Genomic DNA, 26,011 nt, shown 5'->3' on the forward strand with positions numbered 1-26,011 from the left:
TGCAATCTCCTGTCATTGCCCTGTTAAAAGGGCATAAACGGCTCCAAACGAGGCAAGTTCCCCCTGGGCTTTCCTGATTGCACATGGCCTGCAACGAACCCGCCGGCGCCGCCGCATGGAACTCGATTTTCTTGCCGGTGCGACGGCGCCCAAGGAGATATTCGGCACCCGGAACCATGCCCGCCCCAAAGACGGCAAGATGGCTTATCTTGGATAGATTTGGTTATCGTCAGTTCCGGGCGAAGCGAGCCCGTCTCCGTGCGCAGGTCTCGGGGAGACACCCAAACGACGGAACCAGCACTCGTCCTTGACGTTCGGCTCAACGAGACGATTGCGAAAGGCCTCCGATGGATCCGTTCCACGATCACCCCATGAATCGAGCCAGCGAGCAGGAAGCCTTACCGGCCGGACGCAAGTGGTGGCATGTATCGACGGTCTACCAGATCTATCCGCGCAGTTTCTGCGACTCAAATGGTGACGGCATCGGCGACATTGCCGGTATCACCTCCAAGCTGGGCTACCTCAAATCGCTTGGCATTGACCTGATTTGGCTGTCCCCAATCTACAGGTCGCCCATGGATGACAACGGCTACGATATTTCTGATTACCAGGACATCGCCCCGGAATTCGGCACACTCGCCGATTTCGATCATCTGGTTGTCGAGGCGCGCAGGCGCGGCATCGGTATCATGCTCGATCTCGTCGTCAACCACACATCCGACGAACACCCTTGGTTTTTGGAATCCCGCAAGGGACCGGGCAATCCGTTTCGTGATTTCTATATCTGGCGCAGACCCGGGCCGGACGGCGGACCGCCCAACGATCTTATGTCTTCCTTCGGTGGGCCAGCATGGACGCTCGATCCATTGAGCGGCGAATATTATTTGCACCTGTTTTCGCGCCGCCAGCCGGACCTCAACTGGGAGAACCCTGCGGTCCGCCGGGAAATCTACAAAATGATGAACTGGTGGCTTGAGCGCGGCATTGCCGGCTTCCGCATGGATGTCATCGATTATATTGGCAAACAGGTCGACCAGGGGCTGGTGAAGGATGGGCCGCGCCTGCATGAATACCTGCAGGAGATGAACCGCAGGACGTTCGGACGCCACGACATCCTCACCGTCGGCGAATGCTGGAGCGCCACGCCGGGATCTGCGCTCCTTTATTCTGGCCGCGACCGCAGCGAGCTCTCGATGGTCTTCCAGTTCGAACACGTCACCCAGCAATGGGACGAGATCTACGGTAAGTGGCGCCCGAAAGCCTTCGACCTGGTGAAGCTGAAGTCTGTGCTCAGCAAATGGCAATATGCTCTGTCCGAGGACGGATGGAACTCGCTCTTCTGGGGCAATCACGACCTGCCGCGCGCGGTCTCGCAGTATGGGGATGCAGCCGGTTATCACTCGCAGTCGGCCAAGATGCTGGCGACCGTGCTGCACCTGATGAAGGGGACCCCGTTTATCTACCAGGGCGAAGAGATCGGCATGACCAACGTGCCATTCACCACAATCGATCAGTATCGCGACATCGAGACGCTCAACATGCACCGGCTGCATGTCGAGGCCGGGCTGTCGCCGGAGGATTTCATCAAAGGTGCCAACCAGAGCGCACGCGACAATGCTCGCACACCGATGCAATGGAACGCCGCTGCGCATGGAGGCTTCACGAAAGGAGTGCCTTGGATCGAAGTTAATCCCAATTATGCGACCGTCAACGCGGAAGCGGCGATGACCGACGAGCGGTCGATCTGGAACCATTACCGCAAGCTCATCGCACTCAGGAAGACGCATCCCGTCATCGTCTATGGGCTCTATCAGTCCTGGCTCGACCAGCATCCGGATGCATTCGTCTATTCCCGCGCGCTCGACAGGGACCGACTGGTGGTGATCGCCAATTTTGCACCTCACAAGGTTCAGCTGACGCTTCCACGCGAACTCGCAAATCCGGGAACATGCCTGATCTGGAACTATGAGCCGGTCGATACGCTTGGAGAAAATGTCGACCTTAAGCCCTATGAAGCATTCGCTATTTTATGCGAGATGAGGGAATAGGAAGTCACTTGCATGGCAGCTTTGACGATGGCCTGTGAGAGAAGCAGTATCACCGCGAAGATTCTTTCTCGTCGCCGTTTAGCCATCACAGGGTCCCCATCTCCCTGCCAATTGAAAATGAGGCTGCATGATTGAAAAGTCTGACAATGAGGCGATGAATGGCGACCGGCCGACACTTCTATTCAAGACGAACACGCGTGGGATGCCCTTAAAATCGGCTCTTGAATTCTGGCAGCAATCCGCTGGCTCGCTTTATGACGTCACCATATCCCAACCGGAAGCATTTCACACCACCCACTGCACATTCCGCTTTGGAGAATTGCTGCTGACCCATTGCATCAGCGTCGCCCAAAAGCTGAACCGTTCCAGCTATCGCGTTGCCGCGGATGGCTACGACCATTTCGAGATACAGTTTTTTCTCAAGGGTCATTGGAGCCGCCAAGACGGACGGCAGGAAGCACACGCCGCACCGGGAGACCTGATCATTCACGATACCGCGCAAGCCCACGCGGGATCTGCGAGCGATTTTTCCAATCTGACCCTCTTCGTTCCCCGGTCACTGCTCGCACCATTGTTGATGAGCCCCGACGAGCACAATATGAGGGTTCTGGCGGCTCATGAGCCAATTGTGGGACTTCTTCGCAATCACCTCGACGCTCTTTGGCAGGTCCTTCCGCTACTCGATGAAAAGCAAGCCGCAGCGCTAGCCCTACCGACCGCCGAACTTGTTGCCGCCACCCTCAACGGCGGTGCGAGAGAGGATACATCGCAAGGCGTAGCCGCAGTGCAGCTTGGTGAAATTCGACGCTACATCGATGCAAACGCACTTGATACGGATCTTTCGCCGGTCCGCATTGCCGCGGCTTTTGGCATTTCGTTACGCAAGCTCACCTACCTCTTTTCCGGCGATGGCGGCGTCGCCTCCTACCTTCAAAGGCGACGATTGACGCTGGCGCGTTCGGCTCTTCGCGATCCGGCTCAAGCTCACAAGTCGATAGCTGCGATCGGCCTCGAACACGGCTTCGTCTACGCCCATAACTTCACACGCGCCTTCCAGCGTCTTCATGGACTCACGCCACGCGAGATCCGGGCTGTCGCACAGAGGAACTGGATATCCGGCACAAACGAATCACAAAGCTGGTTCGCTCGCGCCGCCTTATGGGGAGGTAACGGATCCTGTGTGCTTGATGGGTGACGCCGCCTTGCGCGCTTTGAGTATGTTATCGGCTCTCGTTTGCGCGCTGGGATAGATTTACCCCACTGCGCTTGCAGCTTCTTATATTCGTTTCAGAATTTTGATTTTTTAGCCTCGCTCCGCCTAGCACTCGGCGCGTCCTCGCCTGCCCCCACGCAGAACGACGGCGTGCCAGCGCGATGGTTTTCAATGATTGGCGGGCCGGGGGAAAATCGAAGTGTGGCCGAAAGACTTACCCGAGGCATTGCCAGAGCGCCTTTCGTTGACCGGACGCCAGGTCGCGTCTTTCCAAACAGACCTGTCGGGCTCAATACTCCTGGTGGCCTTAGCCGATAATCGCACAACCTGCGCATGGCTTGTTGCCCGCCCCACGATGACGCGTAGCCGTCGTCCCGCAAATTCGTCGTCCGGCATCAGGCGACGATCAGATCCACAACCTCTTCCAGCCAACCAGCTTCCCGGCAATCGGAGTACGACACCCATGAGAATATTTGTTCTTTCCACTTTCCTTGCGCTCGGTGCGTCAACGGTACAGGCTGCTGATGTCGTTGCCGAACATCCCGCACCCTCCGTCGCTTTTGAGGCGCCGGCTTACACCTGGTCGGGCGCCTATCTTGGTATCCAGGGCGGTGGCGGCTGGGCCAATGGGAAATTCTCCGGCCTCGGCATTTCCAGCTCCGAAGACGCCAATGGCGGTCTGTTTGGAGCCTTTGCAGGCTACAATTACCAGTTCGACAATGATCTCGTGGTCGGCATCGAGGGCGACGTCGAATACAACTGGAACGAACAAGAGATTTTCGGGGCGGATTTCGGCACCGATTGGGCAGGTTCGGTGCGTGGCCGCGTGGGATATGCGTTCGATCGCGCTCTCATCTACGCCACAGCGGGATGGGCCGCCACCCAAGGTTACGTCGACGTGCCGGGATTGGGCAAGGACGAAGAAACCTTCAACGGCTACACGGTCGGTGCGGGTCTGGATTACGCCTTCACCGGCAACATCTTCGGCCGCATCGAATATCGTTACAACGACTTTGGAAAAAAGGAACTGCAAGGGGTCAGCGTCGATGTTGACCAGCATGCGGTAAAGGTCGGCCTTGGCATCAAGTTTTGATGATCAAGCAAGCTTCGAGAAGAAGGACCGTGTCTGGGCGCACCTGGACGCTTCTGGCTTCCACGGCGCTCGTGAATTGTCTTGCCGGGTTGGTGGCCAACGCTCCCGCATCGGCTCAAAGCGTGACGACGTCCGGAGAGGTCAATCCCTCTCCAGCGACGTCACCCGTTTGGAACGTCGGTGGCGAGCTGCATGTCGGTGACGTCGGCGTCGGCTCCTTGGTTCTGGAAGGTGGCGGCGTTGTCAACAACACCTCGGCCTCTGTCGGCAATCAGGCAGGGTCCAGTGGCACGGCAACCGTCATCGGTCACGGATCGACCTGGACGAATAACGGGTATGTTTCCATCGGTTATTTCGGCTCCGGCACCTTGAACATCGAAGGCGGCGGTACGGTCAACACCACATACGGTTATATCGGCGCCAATTCGGGCTCCACCGGTACCACGATCGTGACCGGCAACGGCTCGACCTGGCACAATACCGGCTCGCTGACCATCGGCCAGTCTGGAAATGGTACGTTGTCGATCGAGGACGGCGGTGTTGTCGACAACACGAGTGGTTATGTCGGCTTCAGCCCGCACTCTATAGGCAGGGTGACAGTGGTTGGAGCCGGATCAACCTGGTCGAACAGCCAAGACCTTTATGTCGGCCATTTCGGATATGGCACGCTGGATATCGAGGCCGGCGGCACCGTCAACAACAAATACGGATATATCGGCTCCAAATCCGGCTCCACTGGCATAGCGACCGTCACTGGCACAGGCTCCACCTGGACCATGGTCGATGATCTCGCTGTCGGCGATGGCGGCGCCGGCACGCTATCTGTTGAGGCCGCAGGCCAGGTTCGCAGCGGATTCGGTTATGTCGGCACCGGGTCCGGAGCGGAAGGCCGCGTTACCGTCACCGGCACCGGTTCGCAATGGACCGCCGCCCACAGTCTTTTTGTCGGCGATGCCGGTGGCAGCGGCTGGCTTTTGATCGCAGATGGCGGCTCAGTCGCCAATGGCTACGCGGTGATCGGCAGCAGCACCGGCACTGGAACCGATGGCACGGTCATCGTGACTGGAGCGCATTCCAAATGGGACAATCTGGGCGACCTCAATATTGGCAATTCCGGTACAGGTCGGCTCTCCGTTGAAGACGGCGGTTCGGTCGTTACCGGCTGGGGCAGTTTTGTCGGCTACGGGGTAGGAGCGGTCGGCACTGCTGTCGTTTCAGGGGCCGGTTCTTCATGGTCGAGTGCACTCAATCTTAGTGTCGGCGTATTTGGCAACGGCGAACTTGCCGTAACGAATGGCGGGAGGATCTCCAGCTACGGCGGGTTTATCGGCGACTTCGCTGGTTCAAGTGGCGCGATCACAATCAGTGGCATCGGCTCATCCTGGAACGATGCTGCCGATGTCACGATTGGCAATAACGGTGCGGGCACTTTATCTGTCGAGGACGGAGGGCAAGTTTTAAACGCCCTCGGCTTTATCGGGAAAGAAACCGGGGCGACGGGAACAGCCACGGTTACCGGCATTGGCTCGTCCTGGACCAATAGCGCTGACCTCACTATCGGAGGTTCGGGCACAGGCAGCCTGACGATCGCACATGGTGGCGCGGTCATCAACAAAGACGCTTTTATCGCTCGTCACTCCGGTGGCGCGGGCGAGGTCGTGGTTCAGGGAATGGAAACTACCTGGACCGGCGAACGCATTTTCGTGGGACTGGTCGGCACCGGCAAACTGACGATAGCGCAAGGTGGCACCGTTTCCAGCGCGCTCGGGATTTTGGGCTGGAACAGTGGAAGCAACGGGTCTGCTACGGTGACGGGTGCTGGCTCGACGTGGATCAACCGCACGGATCTCGCCATCGGCGATCTGGGCTATGGAACGCTGACGATTGAGCAGGACGGCAAGGTCTCCGCAGGGGGCGCAATCACACTTGGCGCTCAGGCAGGCTCAATCGGCACGTTGAACATTGGTGCAGCAGCGGGCAATGCCGCGGTCGCGGCCGGCACGCTAGACGTTGCATCACTTGCCTTCGGAGCAGGAACCGGCACGCTGGTATTCAATCATAGCGGCCTCGCCGATGGTTCGTCGGTAAAGTTCGCTGCGGATATTGGTGGACACGGAACGATCCTGCATGAGAGCGGCGACACCATCTTGGGTGGCAATGGGTCCCATTTTACGGGAGTGACGGAAGTCACGGGGGGCCGTTTGACGGTCGCCGATCGGTTCGGCGGTTCAGCCTCGGTTCGTGGCGGGCAACTGCTGGTGAACGGCAGTTTCGGCGGCGATGTGACAGCATCTGACATGGGAACGGTTACAGGAACCGGCACGATTGACGGTGATCTTTCGCTCTCTAACGGCGGCATTCTTTTGGGTGCACAGGGTACGACGCTGTCGATCGGCGGCGATCTCGATTTGGATGACGGTTCGATAATTGACGTCGCCCTCGGTGGCACTCTAACCTCGGCATTGTTCGACATTGGCGGCAACTTGACGCTCGACGGCACGCTTGCGGTCGCCGATCAGGGCGGGTTCGGGGCCGGTGTCTACCGGCTTTTCGACTATGCTGGAAGCTTGACCGACCATGGCCTTGGGATCGGCCCGACACCGGCAGGGATCGTGGCTGACGATCTGAGGATCCAGACGGCGGTTAGCGGTCAGGTCAACCTGATCTCGACCGCGGGGGCAGAGCTTGGCTTCTGGGATGGTGCCAATGCTGCATTGCACGATAACGGTGCGGTAGATGGCGGTTCCGGCGTCTGGTCGGCCGACGGGCGCAACTGGACCTCCGGCGATGGTGCGTTCAACGGATCGTTCAAACCCAATCCGACCTTCGCGATCTTTCAGGGACCTTCCGGAGCGGTGACTGTCGACAATTCAGCAGGAGCAGTCGGCGTCACGGGAATGCAGTTTGCAAGCGACGGATATGGCATCGCAGGCGATACGGTCACGCTTTTGGGCATAAATGGCGAAAGCATCATCAGGGTTGGCGACGGTGGTGCAACGGACAGTGGAATGGCCGCAGGAATATCCGCGTCCCTTGGCGGAGTGTCACGCCTGGTAAAGACCGGCGCCGGGTCCCTGGTCCTCAGCGGTAAGAACACCTACACGGGCGGCACCCGGATTGCCTCCGGGACCTTATGGCTGTCATCGGATGCCAATCTGGGCGCTACGTCGGGTGGATTGATCTTTGATGGAGGAACGCTGGCGACCGCGACAGGCTTTAACTCCAATCGTACGATCACCCTCGACGACATCGGCCGTTTCGACGTTTTCGGCGATCGCGAGCTTGCCTTGTCCGGTGCAATATCGGGAGCGGGAGGGATTGAGAAGTCTGGTACCGGCACATTGAAGCTGGCGGGAAATAACCTTTATGAGGGCAATACGCTTGTGCGTGCTGGAACCCTGACCGGTAGTGCAGATGCAATCCGCGGTTCGATCGGCAATGCCGGCACCGTGGTATTCGAGCAGGATGCCGATGCCGCCTTTGCCGGCGACATCGCCGGTCTCGGCGGTGACCGGGGCGCGATGATCAAGCGTGGAGCTGGCACGCTCACACTGACTGGGGTGTCCCTGCTCGACTGGGATATCGACGAAGGTGGTATGGTTTCGACGACAGACCGCTTCGCAGGCGACATCGATCTGGCGCAGGGTACCGGTTTCACCTTCGACCAGATCTATGACGGCACCTATGACGGAGCGATTTCGGGATCGGGAACCGTTAGCTTCCTTGGCGGGGGCCGAATCGCGCTCACCGGTGACAACGCAGCCTTTACAGGCTTCAGCGAAGTGTCTGACACGACCCTGATCGTCAACGAGGCACTCGGCGGCTCGGCATTGATCGGAAACGGCGGGCGCCTTCAAGGCTCAGGTACGATCGGCTCGGGCGACGGCTCGACGGTGACACTTGCGCCCGGTTCCACCCTGGCGCCTGGTAACTCGATCGGAACGCTGACGGTGGATGGCGAGCTGGTCCTTGATGTCGGCTCTCGTTACGAGGTGGAAGTTGCCCCCGGCGGCAAGGACACCGACTTGATCAAAGTGACCGGATCGGCCACGCTCAACGGCGGCAGCGTCGTCCATATCGGCATGACAGGTGCTTATGATCCGACCGCCACCTATACGATCATCACCGCCGACGAAGGGGTAAGCGGCGCATTTGATGCGGTCACGTCCGCGTTCGCCTTCCTCGATCCGAAGCTCGGCTATAGCACAAATAATGTGACGCTGATGCTGAGCCGGAACGATATCGATTTTGCACAGGCTGCCATGACACGCAACCAGATCGCTGCAGCGCAAGGGGCAGACACCCTCACCGTCGGCAATGATCTTTACGACGCGATCGTCCAGCTCGATGAGACGACCGCACGCGCAGCCTTCGACCAGATCTCGGGTGAGATCCACGCCTCGGTCACGACAGGCCTGATTGAGGATTCGCGCCATATCCGCAGCGCCGCCAACGACCGCCTGCGGGCGGCCTTTCAGGGAGTGGCTGCCTCCACGGATCCAGTCATTGCCTATGGCGCCGATGGACTTGCCGCCGTCCCTGCCTCCGCCGATGCCGGCATCGCCGTCTGGGCAAGCGGTTTCGGCTCATGGGGATCGACCGACGAGAACGGCAATGCCGCTCATCTCGATCGCTCCATCGGCGGCTTCGTCGGCGGAGCTGACGCTATGTTGACCGATGCTTGGCGGGTCGGTTTTCTGGCCGGCTACAGCCAGTCGTCCTCCAGCACGAATGATCGCGCCTCGTCTTCCTCGGGCGATAACTATCATGTCGGGTTTTATGCCGGCTCGCGATCGGGCGATTTTGCCTTCCGCTCCGGCCTCGCCTATACTTGGAACGACATCGAGACCGACCGGTCTGTTGGCTTTACCGGATTTGCCGACAGCCTTGGGGCCAACTACAACGCCGCCACCTTCCAGGCCTTCGGGGAATTCGCCTATGGCATGGAAACGAAGGTCGCCCGCTTGGAGCCATTCGTCAATCTTGCCCATGTTCGCGTCGGCTCAGATGGCTATCGGGAAACCGGCGGTGCGGCCGCCCTCACCTCCTCCAGCCTAACAACCGATACGACCTTTACCACGCTCGGGCTTCGTGCCGAAAACAAGGTTGCGATCGGACGAATGCAGATCGGCATCACCGGCATGCTGGGCTGGCGGCGTGCGTTTGGCGACACCACGCCGACCGTCACCCATGCCTTCGCCGGTTCGGATGCCTTCACCGTGGCAGGCAATCCGATCGCAAGGGACGCAGCCGTGGTGGAGGCTGGTATCGATGTCGACGTCGCACCCGGCGCCAACCTCACTATCGCCTATCAGGGACAAATCGCAAATGGCGCTCGAGACCATGGTTTTACCGCCAAACTCGGCGTTAAATTCTGAGCAAGACATCCACTCGAAGACAGAACGGAAAAACGATCGAATGAGGGAAATAAGGACAAGCGCGGGTCGGCAGCCACCGTCAAATTGTTGCATTCGCTCTAGAAATTATTCACTCAGCTTGGAAGTCGGCGTTGCCTCGGGTGGTGGATTCTTTATCTTATCAGGAAGACTCATATCTATTTTGACGTGATTTTTGATTTGAGCGGGCGCTGCGCTCCGCTCTGGGGGATCGAATGCATAAATCTAGATGGCAGCGCCATGTGGCCCTGCTCTTGGCAACAGTGGCGGTTCCTTCCGTTGCGTTCTCCCAGGACGTCATTCCTTCCGGCGGTAGCTTCATTCGAGGATCCGGCTCTGTAGAGGGTACAGCCTCGGGCTTGCTCATCAATCAGACAAGCGCGACCGGCATTATCGAATGGGGTAGCTTCTCGATCGGATCCGGTGCGGCGGTGCATTTCGATAACGGCTCGGGTGCGACGCTCAATAGGGTCACAGGCAATCTCGGCTCACGCATCGACGGGTCGCTGACCGCAACCGGGTCACTTTATCTTGTCAATGGAGCCGGCATCGTTGTCGGAGAAAGCGGCATGATCTCGACTGGCGGCAGTTTCTTTGCCTCCACTCACGATGTCGCCAATGAAGATTTCCTAGACCGAGGCCCGATGACCTTTGCCGGCCGGTCGACAGCCTCTGTCGTTAATCTTGGCACGATCAGCTCGAAGGCGGGCGACGTCGCGCTGATCGCGCGCGCGGTGGAAAACAAGGGTAGCATAAGCGCTGAGAACGGCACGGTAGGCTTGGTGGCCGGTTACGAGATCTTGGCGAAGGATAAGGCCGACGAGAACGGCCTCTTCGCGGTCGTAGTCGGTGGATCGGATACGCAAGCGACGAATTCCGGCGCGATTGCCGCCGCCAATTCGGAATTGCGCGCCAATGGCGGCAATGTCTATGCGCTTGCCGGCAATACCGGCGGTGTCGTCAAGGCGACGGGCGTGACGAGCGAAGGTGGGCGCATCTTCCTGACGGCGGGGGAAGGCGGCAAGGTCCAGGTGACCGGCAAGCTCAAGGCGACCCGCCCGCAAACGGCGATCGCGAGCCTGCCGACGCGCGTCCCGGTTCCGCAGGCGCGGCCGGACAGCGGCGGCGACATCCGCATTTCCGGCGGCAGCGTCACGATCAACGGCACGGTCGAGGCAACCGGCACGACAGGCTCCGGCGGCACCGTCGTCGTCACCGGCGACAAGATTAAGCTGGGCTCCGCTGCAGCGGTGGATGCCTCCGGCGCAACCGGCGGCACCGTATTGATCGGAGGCGATTACCAGGGCGGCAAGGACGCTGCGACGAAATACCTGGCCGAGACGGTCGCAACGGCCGACACGGTGGCGATCGCCAAGGGCGCTGCCATCCGGGCGGACGGCACGCAGGGCGCGGGCGGCAATGTCGTTGTGTGGTCGGATAACAAGACGACATTTGCCGGCACCATCAGCGCCACCGGCGCAGGCAGCGCCTCGGGTGGCGACGCGGAAGTATCGGGCAAGGCCGTGCTGGTCTATGACGGTGCGGCGGATCTCAGGAGCGAGAGCGGCGCCTTCGGCAACCTGCTCCTCGATCCCTACAATCTGACGATTTCAAGCGCCGCGAGCAGCGGGATGTCGGGCTTCGACGCCAGCGCCGCCGACAGCGTCCTCAATGTGACGACGCTGACGAACGCACTCGCGCTGGCCAATGTCACCGTCACGACGGGGAGCAGCGGGTCGCAGGCGGGCAACATCACGGTCGCCACACCGATTACCTGGAGCGCCAACACCATTCTGACGCTGAGCGCCGCCGGCAGCGTGCTGATCAATAAGGATATCACGGCGACCGGTGCCAATGCTGGCCTGGTTCTCACTTACGGAACCGGCTACAGCCTGAACAACGGTGCTCGCGTCACCCTGTCGGGATCGGCGGCGAGCCTCTCCATCGGGGGAAACGCCTATACGCTGATCCACGATGTGGCCGGCCTGCAGGCTATGGTCGACGGCACGAACTACGCGCTGGGCAACGACATCGATGCTTCTGCGACCGCCAGTTGGAACGCCGGCGCCGGCTTCATCCCGATCGCCTCCTTTGCCAATACGCTGAGCGGTCTCGGGCACACGGTGGACGGATTGACCATCAACCGTCCTGGGCAAACAATCACCGGACTGATCGGCGCCTTGTGGGGGACCGTCAGGGACCTGACCCTGTCGAACGCATCGGTCTCCGGCAGCGGAAGGGTCGGCGCCGTTGTCGGCAACGTGCTCGCGGGCTCGCTCATAAATGTGCATGCGACGGGCAGCGTGACGGGCGCGGCGGGCCAGATCGGCGGGCTGGTCGGCTGGCTTGACCAGGGGTCTATCTCCGGGTCCTCGTCGGCCGTGACCGTCAGTGGCGGGGACGAAGTCGGCGGACTGGTCGGCCGTCTGCGTGCCGGCTCGATTTCCGATTCCTACGCCACGGGTTCAGTCACCGCAACCGGCGACTATGCCGGCGGCCTTGCAGGCGGTATCTATCAGGGCGGCACTGTCACCAATGTCTATGCCAGCGGCAGGGTGACGGGCCCGTCCAATACAGGCGGATTGATCGGCGGGGAAACGCTGGCGGGCCCGGTCACGGTATCGAACGCCTATTGGGACGTGAATTCCACCGGGCAGAGCACGAGCTTCGCCGGCACGGGCATCTCCAACGCCTCGGCCTATACGCAGGCGACCTATGCCGGCTTCGATTTCACCAATACCTGGGTGATGATCGCCGGCCAGACACGGCCGATACTGCGCAACGAATATTCAACCGTGGTCACAACCCCGGCTGCGCTGCAACTCATGTCGCTTGACCTTTCGGCAAGCTACACGCTGGGTGCCGATATAGACCTGACGGACGCATTCACTGCAGTCGGCGGTTACTACAGCGGCCTGTGGCGTGCTTCCGGCTTCGTGCCCATCGGCGACAACAGTTTTCTCTTTACCGGCAGTTTCGACGGCCAGGGCCACACCATCAGCGGCCTGACGATCAACCGCGCCGGAACCAACTATGTCGGCCTGTTCGGCTATACGAACGGCGCCACGATCGGCAACGTGACGCTCTCCGGCGGCAGCATCATCGGCAATGACGACGTCGGCGCGCTTATCGGCTACATGGTCGGCGGCTCGGTATCGGCGGCATCGGCGAGTGCGACCATTTCGGGAGTAAGCACCGGAGAGGCCAATTCCGGCGGCCTCATCGGAGCGGTCAATGGCGGCGCTGTGAGCGGTTCCTCGGCAAGCGGCAACGTCACGGGTGCCGGCTATCAGGTCGGTGGCCTTGTCGGCTACCTCCTCAACGGCGGCACGATCACGCGATCCTACGCCACGGGCAATGTCACCGGCACGAGCACCAGCGCGGGCAACGGTTATATCGGCGGTTTGGTCGGTGCCAACGGCTATAGCCTCGACGGCGGCACCATCAGTCAGTCCTACGCCACCGGCACGGTCACGGGCAGTTCCGGTCCCATCGGTGGCTTCGTCGGGCATAACGAGGGGACGATCACGGATTCCTATGCGACCGGCCGCGTGGTCGGTCTGGGATCGGCTTCCAACATCGGCGGGTTCGTCGGGGTGAATTATGTCAACGGCACCATCACCAATGCCTATTCGACCGGCTACGTGACCGGCGGCGCGCAGGTTGGCGGCTTCGCCGGCTACAACAACAACAGCGCCTCGGCAATCACCAACGCCTACTGGAACACCCAGACCAGCGGACAGTCGGTCGGCATCTCTGGCGGCCCCGGCAGTGCTACGGCCCGCACCACTGCCCAGCTCCAGGGCAGCCTGCCTGCCGGCTTCTCCTCGTCCATATGGGGAACTGGCGCGAACCTATATCCGTATTTCAAGTGGCAATACGCAGCGACGCCGGTCGCCGTTTCGGGCACCGCCTATAGCGATGCCGGCACGACGGCGCTGGCGGGTGCGAATGTGACCGCCGTATCCGCCGGCAGCGGCATGGGCAGCGCCGTCACTGGCGCCAACGGCTATTACTACATCATGCTCGCCCCCGGTTCCTCGCTCGCTTCGACCGGCGTCCTGACCTATCTCGACAATGGATCGACCAAGGGGAGCGCCTTCTCCGATATCGCCGGCGCCAACGGCGCGCAGAACGTCGCAATCTATGGCACGGCGGCGCACCTGATTACGGGCCAGACCGCGCTTACGGCAACTCAGGCCAACTATCTCGCCACGTTCGGCAGCTATGCCGACACCGATCTCGGCTTTCTCTCCCCGTCCTCCTTCGCGTCGCTCACCACGTCGGGCGGCTACGGCGTCTATCTCAACGCCTCCGGCAACTACTCGCTCGACGCTGACCTCGGTTCTGCAGGCCTGTTGTCGATCGACAGCGGCGGCAGCTTCGGCGTCAGCGGCACGGTCGAACTGTCGGCGGGGGGAGACCTCGACATCGCGGACGCCATCTCCTGGTCGGATGCCTCCAGCCTGAGGCTCACCACGGTCGCCAGCAGCGACATCACGCTGGGCGGAGCCGTCAGCGCCGCCAACGGCACGCTCGTCATCTCCGCAGCCGGCACCGCCACCACGTCGAGCGCCATCGATGTGGGCCTCTTCTCCCTCACTGCCGGCACCTGGAGACAGGTAGCCGGCACACTCGCCTCCTTCAACGCCACCGACTTCCGCCTCGGCACCGGCACCACCTTCCTGCGCGCCACGGGCGGCGACGGCACCTCGGCGACGCCTTACCAGATCGTCGACGTCTTCGGCCTGCAGGGCCTCGCCTCGGCGAGCCTGCTTACAGAGGATTTCGTTCTCGTCGCGGATATCGACGCCTCCGGCTCTTCCAGCTGGAATTCGGGCGCGGGCTTTGCCTCCATCGGCGAAGCCACCACATCCTTCACCGGAAGTCTCGACGGCGACGGGCACACCATCAGCGGCCTCGTCGTCAACAGACCGACCACCGATGCGGGCCTGTTCGGGGTCATTGGCAGCGGTGGCGCTGTTAGCGATCTGGCGGTCGCAGGTTCGGTGCGAGGTCTCAATGCCGGCCTCGTCGCAGGCGTAAGTGCCGGCGCGATCAGCAACGTTGCGACGTCGGGCAGTGTGGGCAATACGGGCTCTATTGCCGCGGGTTCCCTTGGCGGCATCGCCGGCATCAACGACGGCACCATCACCAATGTTGCATCCTCGGCCACGGTGGGCAGTGCCGACGACAGCATCGCCGGCGGGGTTGCCGGCACCAACAGCGGCACGATAAGCGCCTCCTACGCCACCGGGTCGGTGAGCGTGGGCGACGATGGCCGCGCGGGAGGTCTCGTAGGCTATAATTCCACCGGCAATATCAGCAATGCTTTCGCCACCGGGGCGGTCACGGCCGGTGCCGGCGTCGCCGGAACCGCCGGCGGCCTCGTCGGCGTCAATTCTGCGGCGATCATCAATACCTATGCCACAGGGAATATCTCCGGCGGCTCCACGTCCGGCGGCCTCGTCGGCGTCAATAGCGGAACCGTGGCGAACAGTTATGCCGCCGGTACGGTGCCATCTTCGGCAGCCCCCTATGGCGGGTTGATCGGCAACAATGCCGGCACTGTCACCGCGAGCTTCTGGAATACCGCCACCTCCGGCACCGACCTCGGGGTCGGGGTCGGATCCGCCAGCGGGATAACGGGACTGGCAATGGTCCAGATGTCAAGTCTTTCGACGTTCACAGGTGCCGGTTGGGACATCGACGACGCGGGCGGCACAGGCGCGGCCTGGCGCATTTATGACGGTTTTACCATGCCGCTCCTGCGCAGCTTCATGTCGAACCTCACCGTAACCGGCGGCAACAGTTCCAAGACCTATGACGGTTCGGCAAGCTCCTCGAGCGTCGGTACGGTCGTCTATAATCCTTCTGGCTACGACACGTCGCTTGTATTCGGCACCGCGTCGTACACGGCTTCCAGCGCCAATGCCGGCACCTATTCCGGCGCCGGCCTGACGCTCTCTGGACTTTATTCGAGCCAATTCGGTTATGATATGACCTTCACGCCCGGCACGCTCGTGATCGGAAGGGCGGCGCTGACGGTGACGGCAAACAATGCAAACAAGACCTATGACGGCGTTGCCTATTTGGGTGGCAACGGTGTGACCTACAGCGGTTTCGTGGGCGGCGATACAGCGGCGAGCCTCGGAGGCACACTTGCCTATGGTGGCACGTCGCAGGCAGCGACGAATGTCGGCAGTTATTCGATCACCGCCTCGGGCCTGACGTCTGGCAATTACGCCATCACCTACCTCCCCGGCACGCTGACGGTCTCGCCAGCTGCGCTGACGGTGACGGCGAACGCGCAGACGATTGCCTACGGCAATAGCGTTCCTGTGTTGACCTATTCGATCACGGCCGGCAGCCTTTTCGGTGGCGACACGCTGACCGGCGCGCTCACGACGGCCGCTTCGTCTACGTCCAATGTCGGCACCTACGGCATTGCGCAGGGCTCGCTTGCGGCATCGTCCAACTACGATCTGACCTTCGTCGGAGGCGACCTGACGATCGCCAGGCGGTCGATTACTGTCACGGCCGACGACCTGACGCGCGTCTACGGCGAGGCAAACCCGCCTTTCACCTACACGATCGGCGGCATGGGCCTCGTCGGTAGCGACACGCTCTCCGGCGAATTGGCCACTTTGGCAACGTCTTCGTCCAATGTCGGCACCTACGGCATTGCGCAAGGCACGCTTGCGGCATCGTCCAACTACGATCTGACCTTCGTCGGTGGCGACCTGACGATCGGCAGACGATCGATTACCGTCACGGCTGACGACCTGTCGCGCGTCTACGGCGAGGCAAACCTGCCTTTCACCTACACGATCGGCGGCATGGGCCTCGCCGGTAGCGACACGCTCTCCGGCGAATTGGCCACTTTGGCAACGTCTTCGTCCAATGTCGGCACCTACGGCATTGCGCAAGGCACGCTTGCGGCATCGACCAACTACGATCTGACCTTCGTCGGTGGCGACCTGACGATCGGCAGACGATCGATTACCGTCACGGCTGACGACCTGTCGCGCGTCTACGGCGAGGCAAACCCGCCTTTCACCTACACGATCGGCGGCATGGGGCTCGTCGGTACTGACACGCTCTCCGGTGCGCTGGCCACTTTGGCAACGTCTTCGTCCGATGTCGGCATCTACGGCATCACGCAAGGCACGCTTTCAGCGGATGGAAACTATTCGCTGAGCTTCTTTGAGGGAACGTTGACGATTACAGCAGCGTCGGCACCACCTATGCCCCCTCTCCCGCCGAGACCAGCCTTCGAACCATCGCAGCCCCTTGGACTTGGCGGCCAACCTTCCTCCGGGATCAACGACCCCTCTATGTGCCCAGCGGGAATGGTGATGGGCGGCGCTTGCGTATCACTTCCCCATCCGGCGAACCTGCCGATCGGCCCGTTCCTTACCGTCGGAGCGCTTCGGTGATCATTCACAAACCTGTTATCACCGGCATTCGTTGGTCTTCTTTCATCGGCCGGTCGTCATCGTTTGCGGCAGTTGCGCTGTTCGCCACAACAGGCAATCTAGCTGCCCAGTCGCCGGTGGTGGAACGTAACCTACCTCCAGCGGTCAGTGCCGCGGCCCCCACGGTCTCACTTCCGGACGAAGCGGTGATTGCAGCCGACGAACAGCCTTTAGGTCCTGATCTCGTCGGCATCCGCCTGATCGGGCCCGAAGAACAGCCAGACATCGGCCGTACACGCGGTATCGTGATCGGCGGCATCGGCGAGGGAAAAAATCTTGAACCGGAGTTAGTGCGTGTCCTTCGACCTTTCATAGGGCGGCCGCTGTCCATGTCGCTGATAGCCGATGCCCAATCCACCATCGCCGGCGTCTACCGGCATGCCGGCTATCCGTTCGTATCGGTAACGATCCCGCCTCAGGAGATTACCGCCGGTGTCGTCAATCTTCGGGTGATGGAGTTCAAATTCGGCTCGGTGACCGCAAGGAGTGCGGGGGGCACAGCCGCGAGCGGTCTTGCCGCTCAGGTAAGGGTCCCTGAAGCCGGGCGGATTTCCTCAGCCAGCGTTAACGAGGATCTGGCCTGGCTCAACCGATCTCCGTTCCGGCGCGTACAGGGCCTGTTTTCGCCAGGTTCGGCGACCGGAAATTCTGATCTGGTTCTGGATGTCACTTCTGGCAAGCCTTGGCAGGTCTATGCGGGTTACTCCAACACGGGGACCAAAGCCACAGGACATGACCGTTTCTTTCTCGGCGCGGGGCTTGCAATACCCGGCATCGATGGAGCGTTCGGCACGTATCAACTGACCGGATCATCAGATCTCTTCGAGGATCTCAGCGGCCTTTTTCCGGACCATAGCGATGGCCGCGCACGCTATCTGAGCCATTCGGCTCGCTTCGTCCTTCCACTCGACGGGCGCCAGGCGATCGATTTCAGCCCATCCTATATCGCCACGCGTCAAACGGAAGAAGGCTTCACTTTCGACAGCACGATTATCGAACTTCCGCTTTATTATCGCAGTGCGCTTTCCAACATCCTGCCGGGTATTTATGGCGGTGAAGTCTATGCCGGCGTCGAATACAAGCATCTGTCCCGCGATACCTTCTTCGCCGGGCTAGACCTCGGAGGTGCACAGGCAGAGGTGTTCCAATTAGGCTTTGGCTGGACGCACAGGTTTGCGGACGATCTCGGATCGACCGAAATCGATCTCCATATCAAGGCCAACCCCGGCGGTCTCTTCGGAGACAATACCGCCCGCGCATGGAACGTCTATTCGAATGGAACCGTCGCCGATACAAGCTACGCCTATTTGGCCGGCAGCGTTATCCGGGACACCGAGTTGGCAGCGGGCTTTCGATTTTCCAACAACGTCGTCTTTCAGTTGGCGGGCCAGTCTTTGCCTGATACCGAAAGGCTGTCGATCGGAGGATTGGACGGCGTGCGCGGATACGGCCTCAACGATGCGGTAGCCGACACCGGCATCATTCTTCGCAACGAATTGCGGCTCCCCACACTTTCGCCGCTTGGCAGCGACCGGCTTTCGCCCTTCGCCTTCATCGATCTTGGATTCGGATGGGACAGGATCTCCGACGAGAAGCTGTCGCTTGCCGGAACCGGTTTTGGTGTCGACTATAGTCTGGCCCAGAACCTCAATTTCAACGCCACAGCGGCATTCGCACTCGTTGACGAAGGCAGCCTCAGCGCCGGTGATTTCGACTTCAAACTCAGGCTGACGGCACGTTATTGATGCAGGCGGCTGTGAACCCAAAAAACGCAAGGAATAAGCAAAACACATGATCATCCACAACCCGTTCAAACGCGCCCTCACCGCAGCGTTGTTGTTGGGCTCGTCCCTGTTCCCAGCTCTTCAAGATCAAGCTCTTGCCCAGACGGCGCAGGCCACCCTGCCGGGCGGCGCCAACTCACTGCAGGAGACCTATCAGGACTGGAGGGTCGCCTGCGGCGTCGCTCAAAGCGGCAAAGTTTGTTCCATGTCGCAGTTTCAGCAACAACAAAACGGCCAGCGAATTCTCGCAATCGAACTGCAGCCGAGCAAGGATGGAAGCGTCACAGGCGTTCTGGCGATGCCGTTCGGATTACAGCTTGACGCCGGCGCGAACCTGAAGATTGATAGCAATCCTCCGCTTCCCAACCTAAGGTTCTCCACTTGCGTCCCCGCCGGATGCCTTCTACCGGTCAACTTCTCAGCAGCGAACGTCGCGACCCTCAAGACTGCCGCGACACTGAACATCACAGCGATTTCGCTCGAGGCTTCGCAGCCGGTCAATCTTTCCGTCTCGCTCAAAGGCTTTGCAGCAGCCCTTGAACGTCTCAACCAGCTTCTGAAGGGATGATGGGAAGGCTATGCGAAATATCACTAAATCCCAATCGCCAGTCCGACATGCGTAGTACCGCTACACGCGGCTACGAATGCGGAATAACGACGCGTATTCCGGAAATAGGTCGCCGCTGGGACCGCGACTCGATGCCGGCCCCCTGAGCGTCGATCTGTAAATGTACAAACTCTATAACTGAACTCATTGAAAAAGTTCACAATCCCGGTCGGCATGCAGGATCGTGATCGTTTGCCTGCCTTCCTGCCGCAAGCAAATCCCACAGCGCATCAGGTTCGCAGACGCGGCAGAGGTGGAATGAAACATCAGCGGCAAGATGGAACATTGCTCAACGCCTTGGCTTGCACCTCCTTAATCAACGCAACCGGAGTGCGACTGGCGTCCGTCGCCGCAATCGGTGCCGCCTCCAGGGGTGGAAAATGCGGCGGATCGTTTGCGCCATCTTGACCGCGCTCAACGCAGCCCGGTCGCCCTCCCGTTAAGATTTGCCGTGCTGGCAAAGAGTGGGAAGAGCGATGGACCGGCGGAAAATCATCAAAAAGCAATTGAGAACCGCACTTCATTCGGCTGTTCTCATCCTGGGCATGGCCATTATTGCAGCGCTTTGTGCCTACGGTTTGTGGGGCTGGAAAGGCATGTTCGCGGCCTTCTCGGGCGTCATACTCGGTTCAGCGCTGGCTCCGTCCTTTCCAGCCGAAGCGATCCTCCGCACCTACGGCGCCCGCCCCCTCGGCCGCGACGAACTGCCCGACCTGTTCGCGGCGGTAAGTACGCTATCCGTGCACGCCTCGCTGCCCAACGCGCCTGAACTCTGGTACATGCCCACACAAAAACCGCTCGCCCTCACGGTCGGCGTGCCGTCCAAATCTGCCATCATGCTTTCCAACGGCTTGATACGGCTGCTTACGAGACGCGAACTGATCGCCGTCATCGCCCACGAAATCGGTCATGTGCGCAACAACGATCTGCGCATCACGACGATCGCCGATATGCTTGCTCGCATGGCCTCCATCTTCGCCAATGCGGGCATCCTGCTTACGCTGTTCAACATCCCGCTTGTTATTGCCGAGCGCATGCATTTTTCGTGGCCAACCATCGTTTTGCTGATCGTCTCACCGACGATCGCCAGCCTGCTGCAACTGGCGCTGTCGCGCACCCGCGAGTTCGAAGCCGACATGGCTGCCGCAGATCTGACAGGCGATCCTGAAGCTCTGGTCGCGGCGTTGATGAAGATGGAGACCGTCGAGGGACGTTTTTGGGAATCCATTTCGCCCGGCCGCCGTATGCCTGATCTGCGTCTCCTTCGCACGCATCCTCTGACCCGCGAACGCGTAGGTCGTCTACGTGAGCGCGGGACGCATAATCACTTCAGCCGCCTGCCCTTGCCTTAACGGACTTCCAACCCATCCAGAGCCGATCCCGGAGGGGCGATCAACTTCAAATAGCATCCATACCGCGCCGGGCAACCCGCATATCGTCAGCTATGAACGAACCTAGCGCGGCAGGCGACAGGAGGCCGCCCATGCCTCGACTGAAAGGACGATCATCCCGCTCACGAGATAATCTACGGGTGTGCCTGGCCGACGAACGACATCTTTCGAAAAGAGCATGCGAATGTTTTCTTGAGTATTCCAAAATCCTTTGAGCTTGATCTCGATCACTGTTCGCTTGCCGGATGTCGTTATCATGGCCCCAATACCAACCTTATGGAGGCCGCCGTGCCGCTGAAATTAAAGTCAGGTTTTTTGACGTCGTCGGGAGACGAAGGACGGCTGCTGATGGATTCCGGGACCGGCGACGAGGTGGTCGTGGTTTCCTACAACGCGCTTGAGGCGATCGCAGACCCGCCGCGCGCCGACGAGTTCAGGCTGCAGCAATATATCGAGGCCTTCAGCCAGATCGCCAGCAACAAGTTCGACGAAAAGCAGTTCGGCCGGGCCGGCCACATTCGCGTCACGTCCGAGGACGTCCGCAACTGGCGCGTCTCTGCCTGACCGGCTTCGGTCTTGTCCCTTGCCGTTCTTCCAGACCATGGAGGTTGAAATGAGTGATACCCAGGTTGCAGCCCTCGATCACACGATCCAGCAGACGAATATCTGGCTGAAAAGGCTCGTGGACGATCATCATTTTGCTGACCGGCAACAGGCCTATAATGCGCTTCGGGCCGTGCTTCAGGCACTGCGCGGCCAGTTGACGGAGGAACAGGCGGTTCACCTGTCCGCTCAACTGCCGATCCTCGTTCGCGGCATCTATTTCGAAGGCTGGCATCTTGCCGCCGAAAAGAACAACACCCGCACCGTCGAGGAGTTTGCAGAAGAGGTGAACAAGCGCCTGCCGCCCCAGTTTCCGCGCGATCCGAAAACGACGACCGAAGCCGTCTTCGACCTTTTATGGAAGGAACTCGATCCCGGCCAGACTGCAAAGCTGATCGACGGCCTGCCGCTTCCTTTGCACCTGCTGTGGCCGATGGCTGCCCGCCGCTGACACGATAGGCGGCTATAGCGCGGCAACGGCGTCCAGCATGAATATCGTGATGTTCACCAACACCTTCACGCCGCATGTCAGCGGAGTGGCAAACAGCGTAGCCTCTCTTTCGGCAGGCCTGCGGGAGATGGGGCATCGCGTGCTGGTGATCGCGCCCGAATTTCCCGATATGCCCGCGCGGGAAGCGGATGTCGTGCGGGTCCCTGCGATCGAGCGGTTCAACAAGACGGATTTCTCGCTGCCCCTGCCATTGATCGGACCGTTGCAGGAGGTCCTTGATGAATTTCGGCCCGATATCGTCCATTCCCATCACCCCTTCCTTCTGGGAGATGCTGCGCTGAGGGTCGCGGCCGAACGCCAATTGCCGGTCATCTATACCTATCACACGCGTTACGAACTCTATGGCCACTACATCGCCACGGACGTTCCGCCGCTCGGCAAGCTGGTGCTGAGCCTGATGCTCGGCTATTGCGACCTTTGCGATGCAGTTATCGCGCCGAGCGAGAGCATGGCGGCTTTCCTGGTCAAAAATGGCGTCGAGACTCCCGTTCACGTGATCCCGTCCGGGATCGACCCTGATCGTTTCGGCAACGGGGATTTTTCACGCGGCAGGGCGGCGGCCGGCATCCCTGAGAAGGCTTTCTGCGCCGGGCATGTGGGACGCCTTGCGCCGGAAAAGAACCTCACCTACCTCTCGCAAGCCGTAAAACGGTTCCTGATCAGCGAACCGGATGCCCATTTCCTCGTCGTCGGTAACGGGGAGATGAAGGATAGTCTCGCTGCACAGTTCAGTTCGTCCGGCCTGTCCGATCGTGTCCATTTTGCGGGCGTGCTGCGGGGACAAGATCTTGCGGACGCCTATGCCGCGATGGACGTCTTCGCCTTCTCGTCTCTATCGGAGACGCAAGGGATGGTGCTCGCCGAGGCGATGACCGCCGGCGTTCCTGTCGTAGCGCTTGACGCTCCGGGAGCACGGGAAATGGTTCGGGATCGCCAGAATGGTCGGCTTCTTCCTACCAATGCCTCGACGTCGGAATTCGAACACGCCCTGCATTGGCTGTTTTCCCGTCGAGCCGGCGATCGCCGGGCGCTCGCCAACAAAGCCCGCCGGACAGCGCTGGCGTTCGACCGGAAAGTCACGATAGGAAAGACCCTGTCACTTTACCGGGGGGCGGTGTTGTCGCGCTCACTGGTCAACCGCATGGACGACAGGGCATGGCAGGCGGCGTCGCGACGAATTGCGACGGACTGGGAGATCCTGCGCAATTTCGGACAGGCCGTTAAGGACGCGCTGGTCGAGCGGGACGACGACAAGCAGACGACGCCCGTATCCTGAGGAATTCTTAATGCCGAAGCCGCCAAAATGGCGATGAGTGCTTGATCCGCGTCGATGTGACGGCGAGGCTAGCGGCCTTTGATGACGACGCTCCTGATCGGGAACGGAGAACCGGACTGCACCGGGTCCTCGACCATACTCAGATGCAGTCTCCCATTTTTAGAATAGGAGAAGGTTATGGCTGAACCAGCAAGCAAGCTTCCCGTCAAGAACGAAGAAAAATCGGTTCGTCCGGCGGGCGTCTGGTCTCCCTTCGAGACCCTTCGCTCGGAAACCGACCGTCTGTTCGACGACTTCGCCCCCTCTTCCTGGCGGCCGTTGGGGCGTTCCCTGTTCGGCCGGGAGATGCCGTCCCTAAACGGCTGGGCGGTCGTCGCTCCGGCCGTTGATGTCGTGGAGAAGGATGACGCCTTTGAGGTTAGCGCGGAAATTCCCGGCATCGATCAGCAAGACATCAAAGTAATGCTCTCCAATGGTTTTCTCACCATCCGCGGTGAAAAGCAGGAGGAAAAAGAAGACAAACAGAAGGAATATCACGTCTCCGAACGGCGTTACGGCTCCTTCCAACGGTCCTTCCAAATCCCTGACGGCGTCGATGCCGACAAGGTAGAAGCATCGTTCAAGAAGGGCATCCTGAACATCAAGCTGCCGAAAAGCGCCGAAGCCAAGAAGAACGAGCGCCAGATCGAAATAAAGGCTTCGTGAAGACGGTTTCCAATCGGGCATCATATCCTCTTTCGATGCGATGCCCGATCGCTCGACGGACGAGCGCATGTCACAAGTGACACGTGCGGCGAACCTGCATCACTGCTTTCACAACGCGGCCGCCCACGACGGACCACCTAATACCGGAGGACCGAATGTATTTCTTAGCCCTGGCCGTGGATTTTGATGGAACCATTGCCGAACACGGCTATGTGACACCTGCCACCGTGTCAGCGCTGGAGCGCTTGCGCCAGACCGGAAGAAAGCTGCTTCTGGTGACAGGCCGCGAGCTGAACGATCTGCAGCATGCATTCACGCAATTGGAAATCTTCGACGTTGTCATCGCAGAAAATGGCGCACTCCTGTTCGAACCGGGGACGCAAGAGGAAACGCGGCTCGCACCGCCGCCGCCTATCGAGCTGGTGCAGATGCTTGCGGACCGCAAGGTGACGCCCATTTCCGTTGGCAGATCAATCATCGCGACATGGCGACCGCATGAGACGGCGGTCATGAATGCCATCGAAGAGCTTGGCCTGGAGATGCAGATCATCTTCAACAAGGGCGCGGTCATGGTCCTGCCGGCCAATGTCAACAAGGCCTCAGGCCTACGTCACGCGCTTGCAACCCTCGGCATCTCGCCCCTCAATACGGTGGGTGCGGGAGATGCTGAGAACGACCACGCCTTTCTAGCCTGCTGCGGCTGTTCCGCGGCGGTCGCCAATGCAGTCCCTTCCCTGAAGAAAGAAGCTGACCTCGTCCTGTCAAAGGATCACGGCGACGGGATCGCGGAACTGGTCGAGAAACTGATCCGCGACGACAGGCTCCTCCTCCCCCTGACCAAGCGGGCGATCCTCGCCGGCGTTAGTCTCGAAGGCGAAGAGATCTATATCGAACCATCGGACATCATCCTGATCATCGGCAATTCCGGCTGCGGGAAATCCAGCTACATCACACTGCTGACGGAACGGATGGCCGAACGCGGATTCGAATTCTGCGTCGTCGATCCGGAAGGAGATTATCTCGGCCTTGATCACGCCGTGACTATCGGCGGACTTGCGGACCCACCCGCTACCGAAGAAGCTCTTCGGCTTCTGTTGCAGGCCAATATAGACGTCGTGGTGAACACGCTGGCGCTCAACCACGACGATCGCAGGCACATGTTCATGGATCTTGTTCCGGCCGTGAAAAAGCTCCAGCGGAGCTCGGGACGTCCCCACTGGTTCGTTGTTGATGAAGCACATCAATTTTTGCCGCCTCACGATCCCGGCAATAGGGCGGCGCCTCGGCTTGCGGCTGGCGCGATACTCGTCACGGTCGATCCCGCACGGCTTGCGCCGGCTGCGCTCGCGGAGGCATCGACGGTGATTGCCATGGGAAGTTCCGCCGGTCGGCTGCTGCAAGATCTGGCAGACATTCTGAAGATCCCAGGGCCGGCGCATGCACCTCAGACGCAGGGCACCGACTTCCTGCTCTGGTCGCCGCGGACGAACCGGCCGCCGCTTGTTCTCAAGCAGGAAAAGCCACAGCAGGCGCATCACCGGCATCGCGGAAAATATGCGACAGGCGATGTCGGAGAGTGGCGGAGCTTCTATTTTCGGGGGCCGCAGCTCGATATCAACTACCAGGCCAGCAACCTAGCCGAGTTTTTTTTGCACCAGAGCGACGAGGTCGATGACGAAATCTGGCTGCACCATCTTCGGTCGGGCGATTATTCAGCCTGGTTCCGTCATGTCATCCGCGACGACATCCTGGCAGCTGACGCCGCTCAGATTGAGAGAAACGAAAGCCTTTCGCCTCTGGAAAGCAGGAAGCGGATCCGGCAGCCGGTCACGGCGCGATACGTGATACCGGCGGTCTATAACGGTTCCGCAAGCCTCCCCACAGCATCGTGAACCAAAACGTTCCG

At 60.4% G+C, this 26,011-nt stretch carries 13 protein-coding genes; all 13 read left to right on the forward strand.

What is annotated here, in order from left to right:
* The first annotated feature begins 371 nt into the window (after positions 1 to 371).
* The 13 genes from ABK249_RS20345 to ABK249_RS20405 all read left to right on the forward strand — a co-directional run bounded on the left by ABK249_RS20345 (position 372) and on the right by ABK249_RS20405 (position 25,997).
* A complete protein-coding gene (locus ABK249_RS20345; RefSeq protein WP_052182671.1) occupies positions 372 to 2,048 on the forward strand; it encodes an alpha-glucosidase in 1,677 nt (558 codons plus the stop codon).
* A 154-nt stretch (positions 2,049 to 2,202) separates the two neighbouring features.
* Positions 2,203 to 3,243 (forward strand): helix-turn-helix domain-containing protein, encoded by a 1,041-nt coding sequence (locus ABK249_RS20350; RefSeq protein WP_348863746.1) that lies wholly within the window; start codon positions 2,203 to 2,205, stop codon positions 3,241 to 3,243.
* A 481-nt stretch (positions 3,244 to 3,724) separates the two neighbouring features.
* Positions 3,725 to 4,354, forward strand: coding sequence for an outer membrane protein (locus ABK249_RS20355; protein WP_037146518.1), 630 nt, complete (start codon positions 3,725 to 3,727; stop codon positions 4,352 to 4,354).
* A gap of 29 nt (positions 4,355 to 4,383) precedes the next feature.
* A complete protein-coding gene (locus ABK249_RS20360; protein WP_348863747.1) occupies positions 4,384 to 9,732 on the forward strand; it encodes an autotransporter domain-containing protein in 5,349 nt (1,782 codons plus the stop codon).
* A gap of 233 nt (positions 9,733 to 9,965) precedes the next feature.
* Positions 9,966 to 17,189, forward strand: coding sequence for an MBG domain-containing protein (locus tag ABK249_RS20365; RefSeq protein ID WP_348863748.1), 7,224 nt, complete (start codon positions 9,966 to 9,968; stop codon positions 17,187 to 17,189).
* On the forward strand, positions 17,186 to 18,973 hold the full coding sequence (locus tag ABK249_RS20370; protein WP_348863749.1) for a ShlB/FhaC/HecB family hemolysin secretion/activation protein: 1,788 nt from the start codon (positions 17,186 to 17,188) through the stop codon (positions 18,971 to 18,973). The genes ABK249_RS20365 and ABK249_RS20370 overlap by 4 nt, the downstream gene beginning before the upstream one ends.
* A 46-nt stretch (positions 18,974 to 19,019) precedes the next feature.
* A complete protein-coding gene (locus ABK249_RS20375) occupies positions 19,020 to 19,580 on the forward strand; it encodes an invasion associated locus B family protein (protein ID WP_227703484.1) in 561 nt (186 codons plus the stop codon).
* A gap of 515 nt (positions 19,581 to 20,095) precedes the next feature.
* On the forward strand, positions 20,096 to 20,971 hold the full coding sequence (locus ABK249_RS20380; RefSeq protein ID WP_348863751.1) for a zinc metalloprotease HtpX: 876 nt from the start codon (positions 20,096 to 20,098) through the stop codon (positions 20,969 to 20,971).
* 387 nt (positions 20,972 to 21,358) lie between these two features.
* Positions 21,359 to 21,574: a hypothetical protein gene (locus ABK249_RS20385; RefSeq protein WP_348863752.1), complete on the forward strand. Its 216-nt coding sequence runs from the start codon at positions 21,359 to 21,361 to the stop codon at positions 21,572 to 21,574.
* 49 nt (positions 21,575 to 21,623) lie between these two features.
* A complete protein-coding gene (locus ABK249_RS20390) occupies positions 21,624 to 22,064 on the forward strand; it encodes a DUF2267 domain-containing protein (protein WP_227703487.1) in 441 nt (146 codons plus the stop codon).
* A 37-nt stretch (positions 22,065 to 22,101) separates the two neighbouring features.
* Entirely contained in the window at positions 22,102 to 23,400 is a 1,299-nt protein-coding gene (locus tag ABK249_RS20395; protein WP_348863753.1) for a glycosyltransferase, read from the forward strand.
* A 177-nt stretch (positions 23,401 to 23,577) separates the two neighbouring features.
* Entirely contained in the window at positions 23,578 to 24,105 is a 528-nt protein-coding gene (locus ABK249_RS20400; protein ID WP_227703489.1) for an Hsp20/alpha crystallin family protein, read from the forward strand.
* A 155-nt stretch (positions 24,106 to 24,260) separates the two neighbouring features.
* Positions 24,261 to 25,997 (forward strand): HAD-IIB family hydrolase, encoded by a 1,737-nt coding sequence (locus ABK249_RS20405; protein WP_348863754.1) that lies wholly within the window; start codon positions 24,261 to 24,263, stop codon positions 25,995 to 25,997.
* Positions 25,998 to 26,011: the final 14 nt, after the last annotated feature.

The organism is Neorhizobium phenanthreniclasticum (genome assembly GCF_040066075.1).
Taxonomy (GTDB): Bacteria; Pseudomonadota; Alphaproteobacteria; order Rhizobiales; family Rhizobiaceae; genus Neorhizobium; species Neorhizobium petrolearium.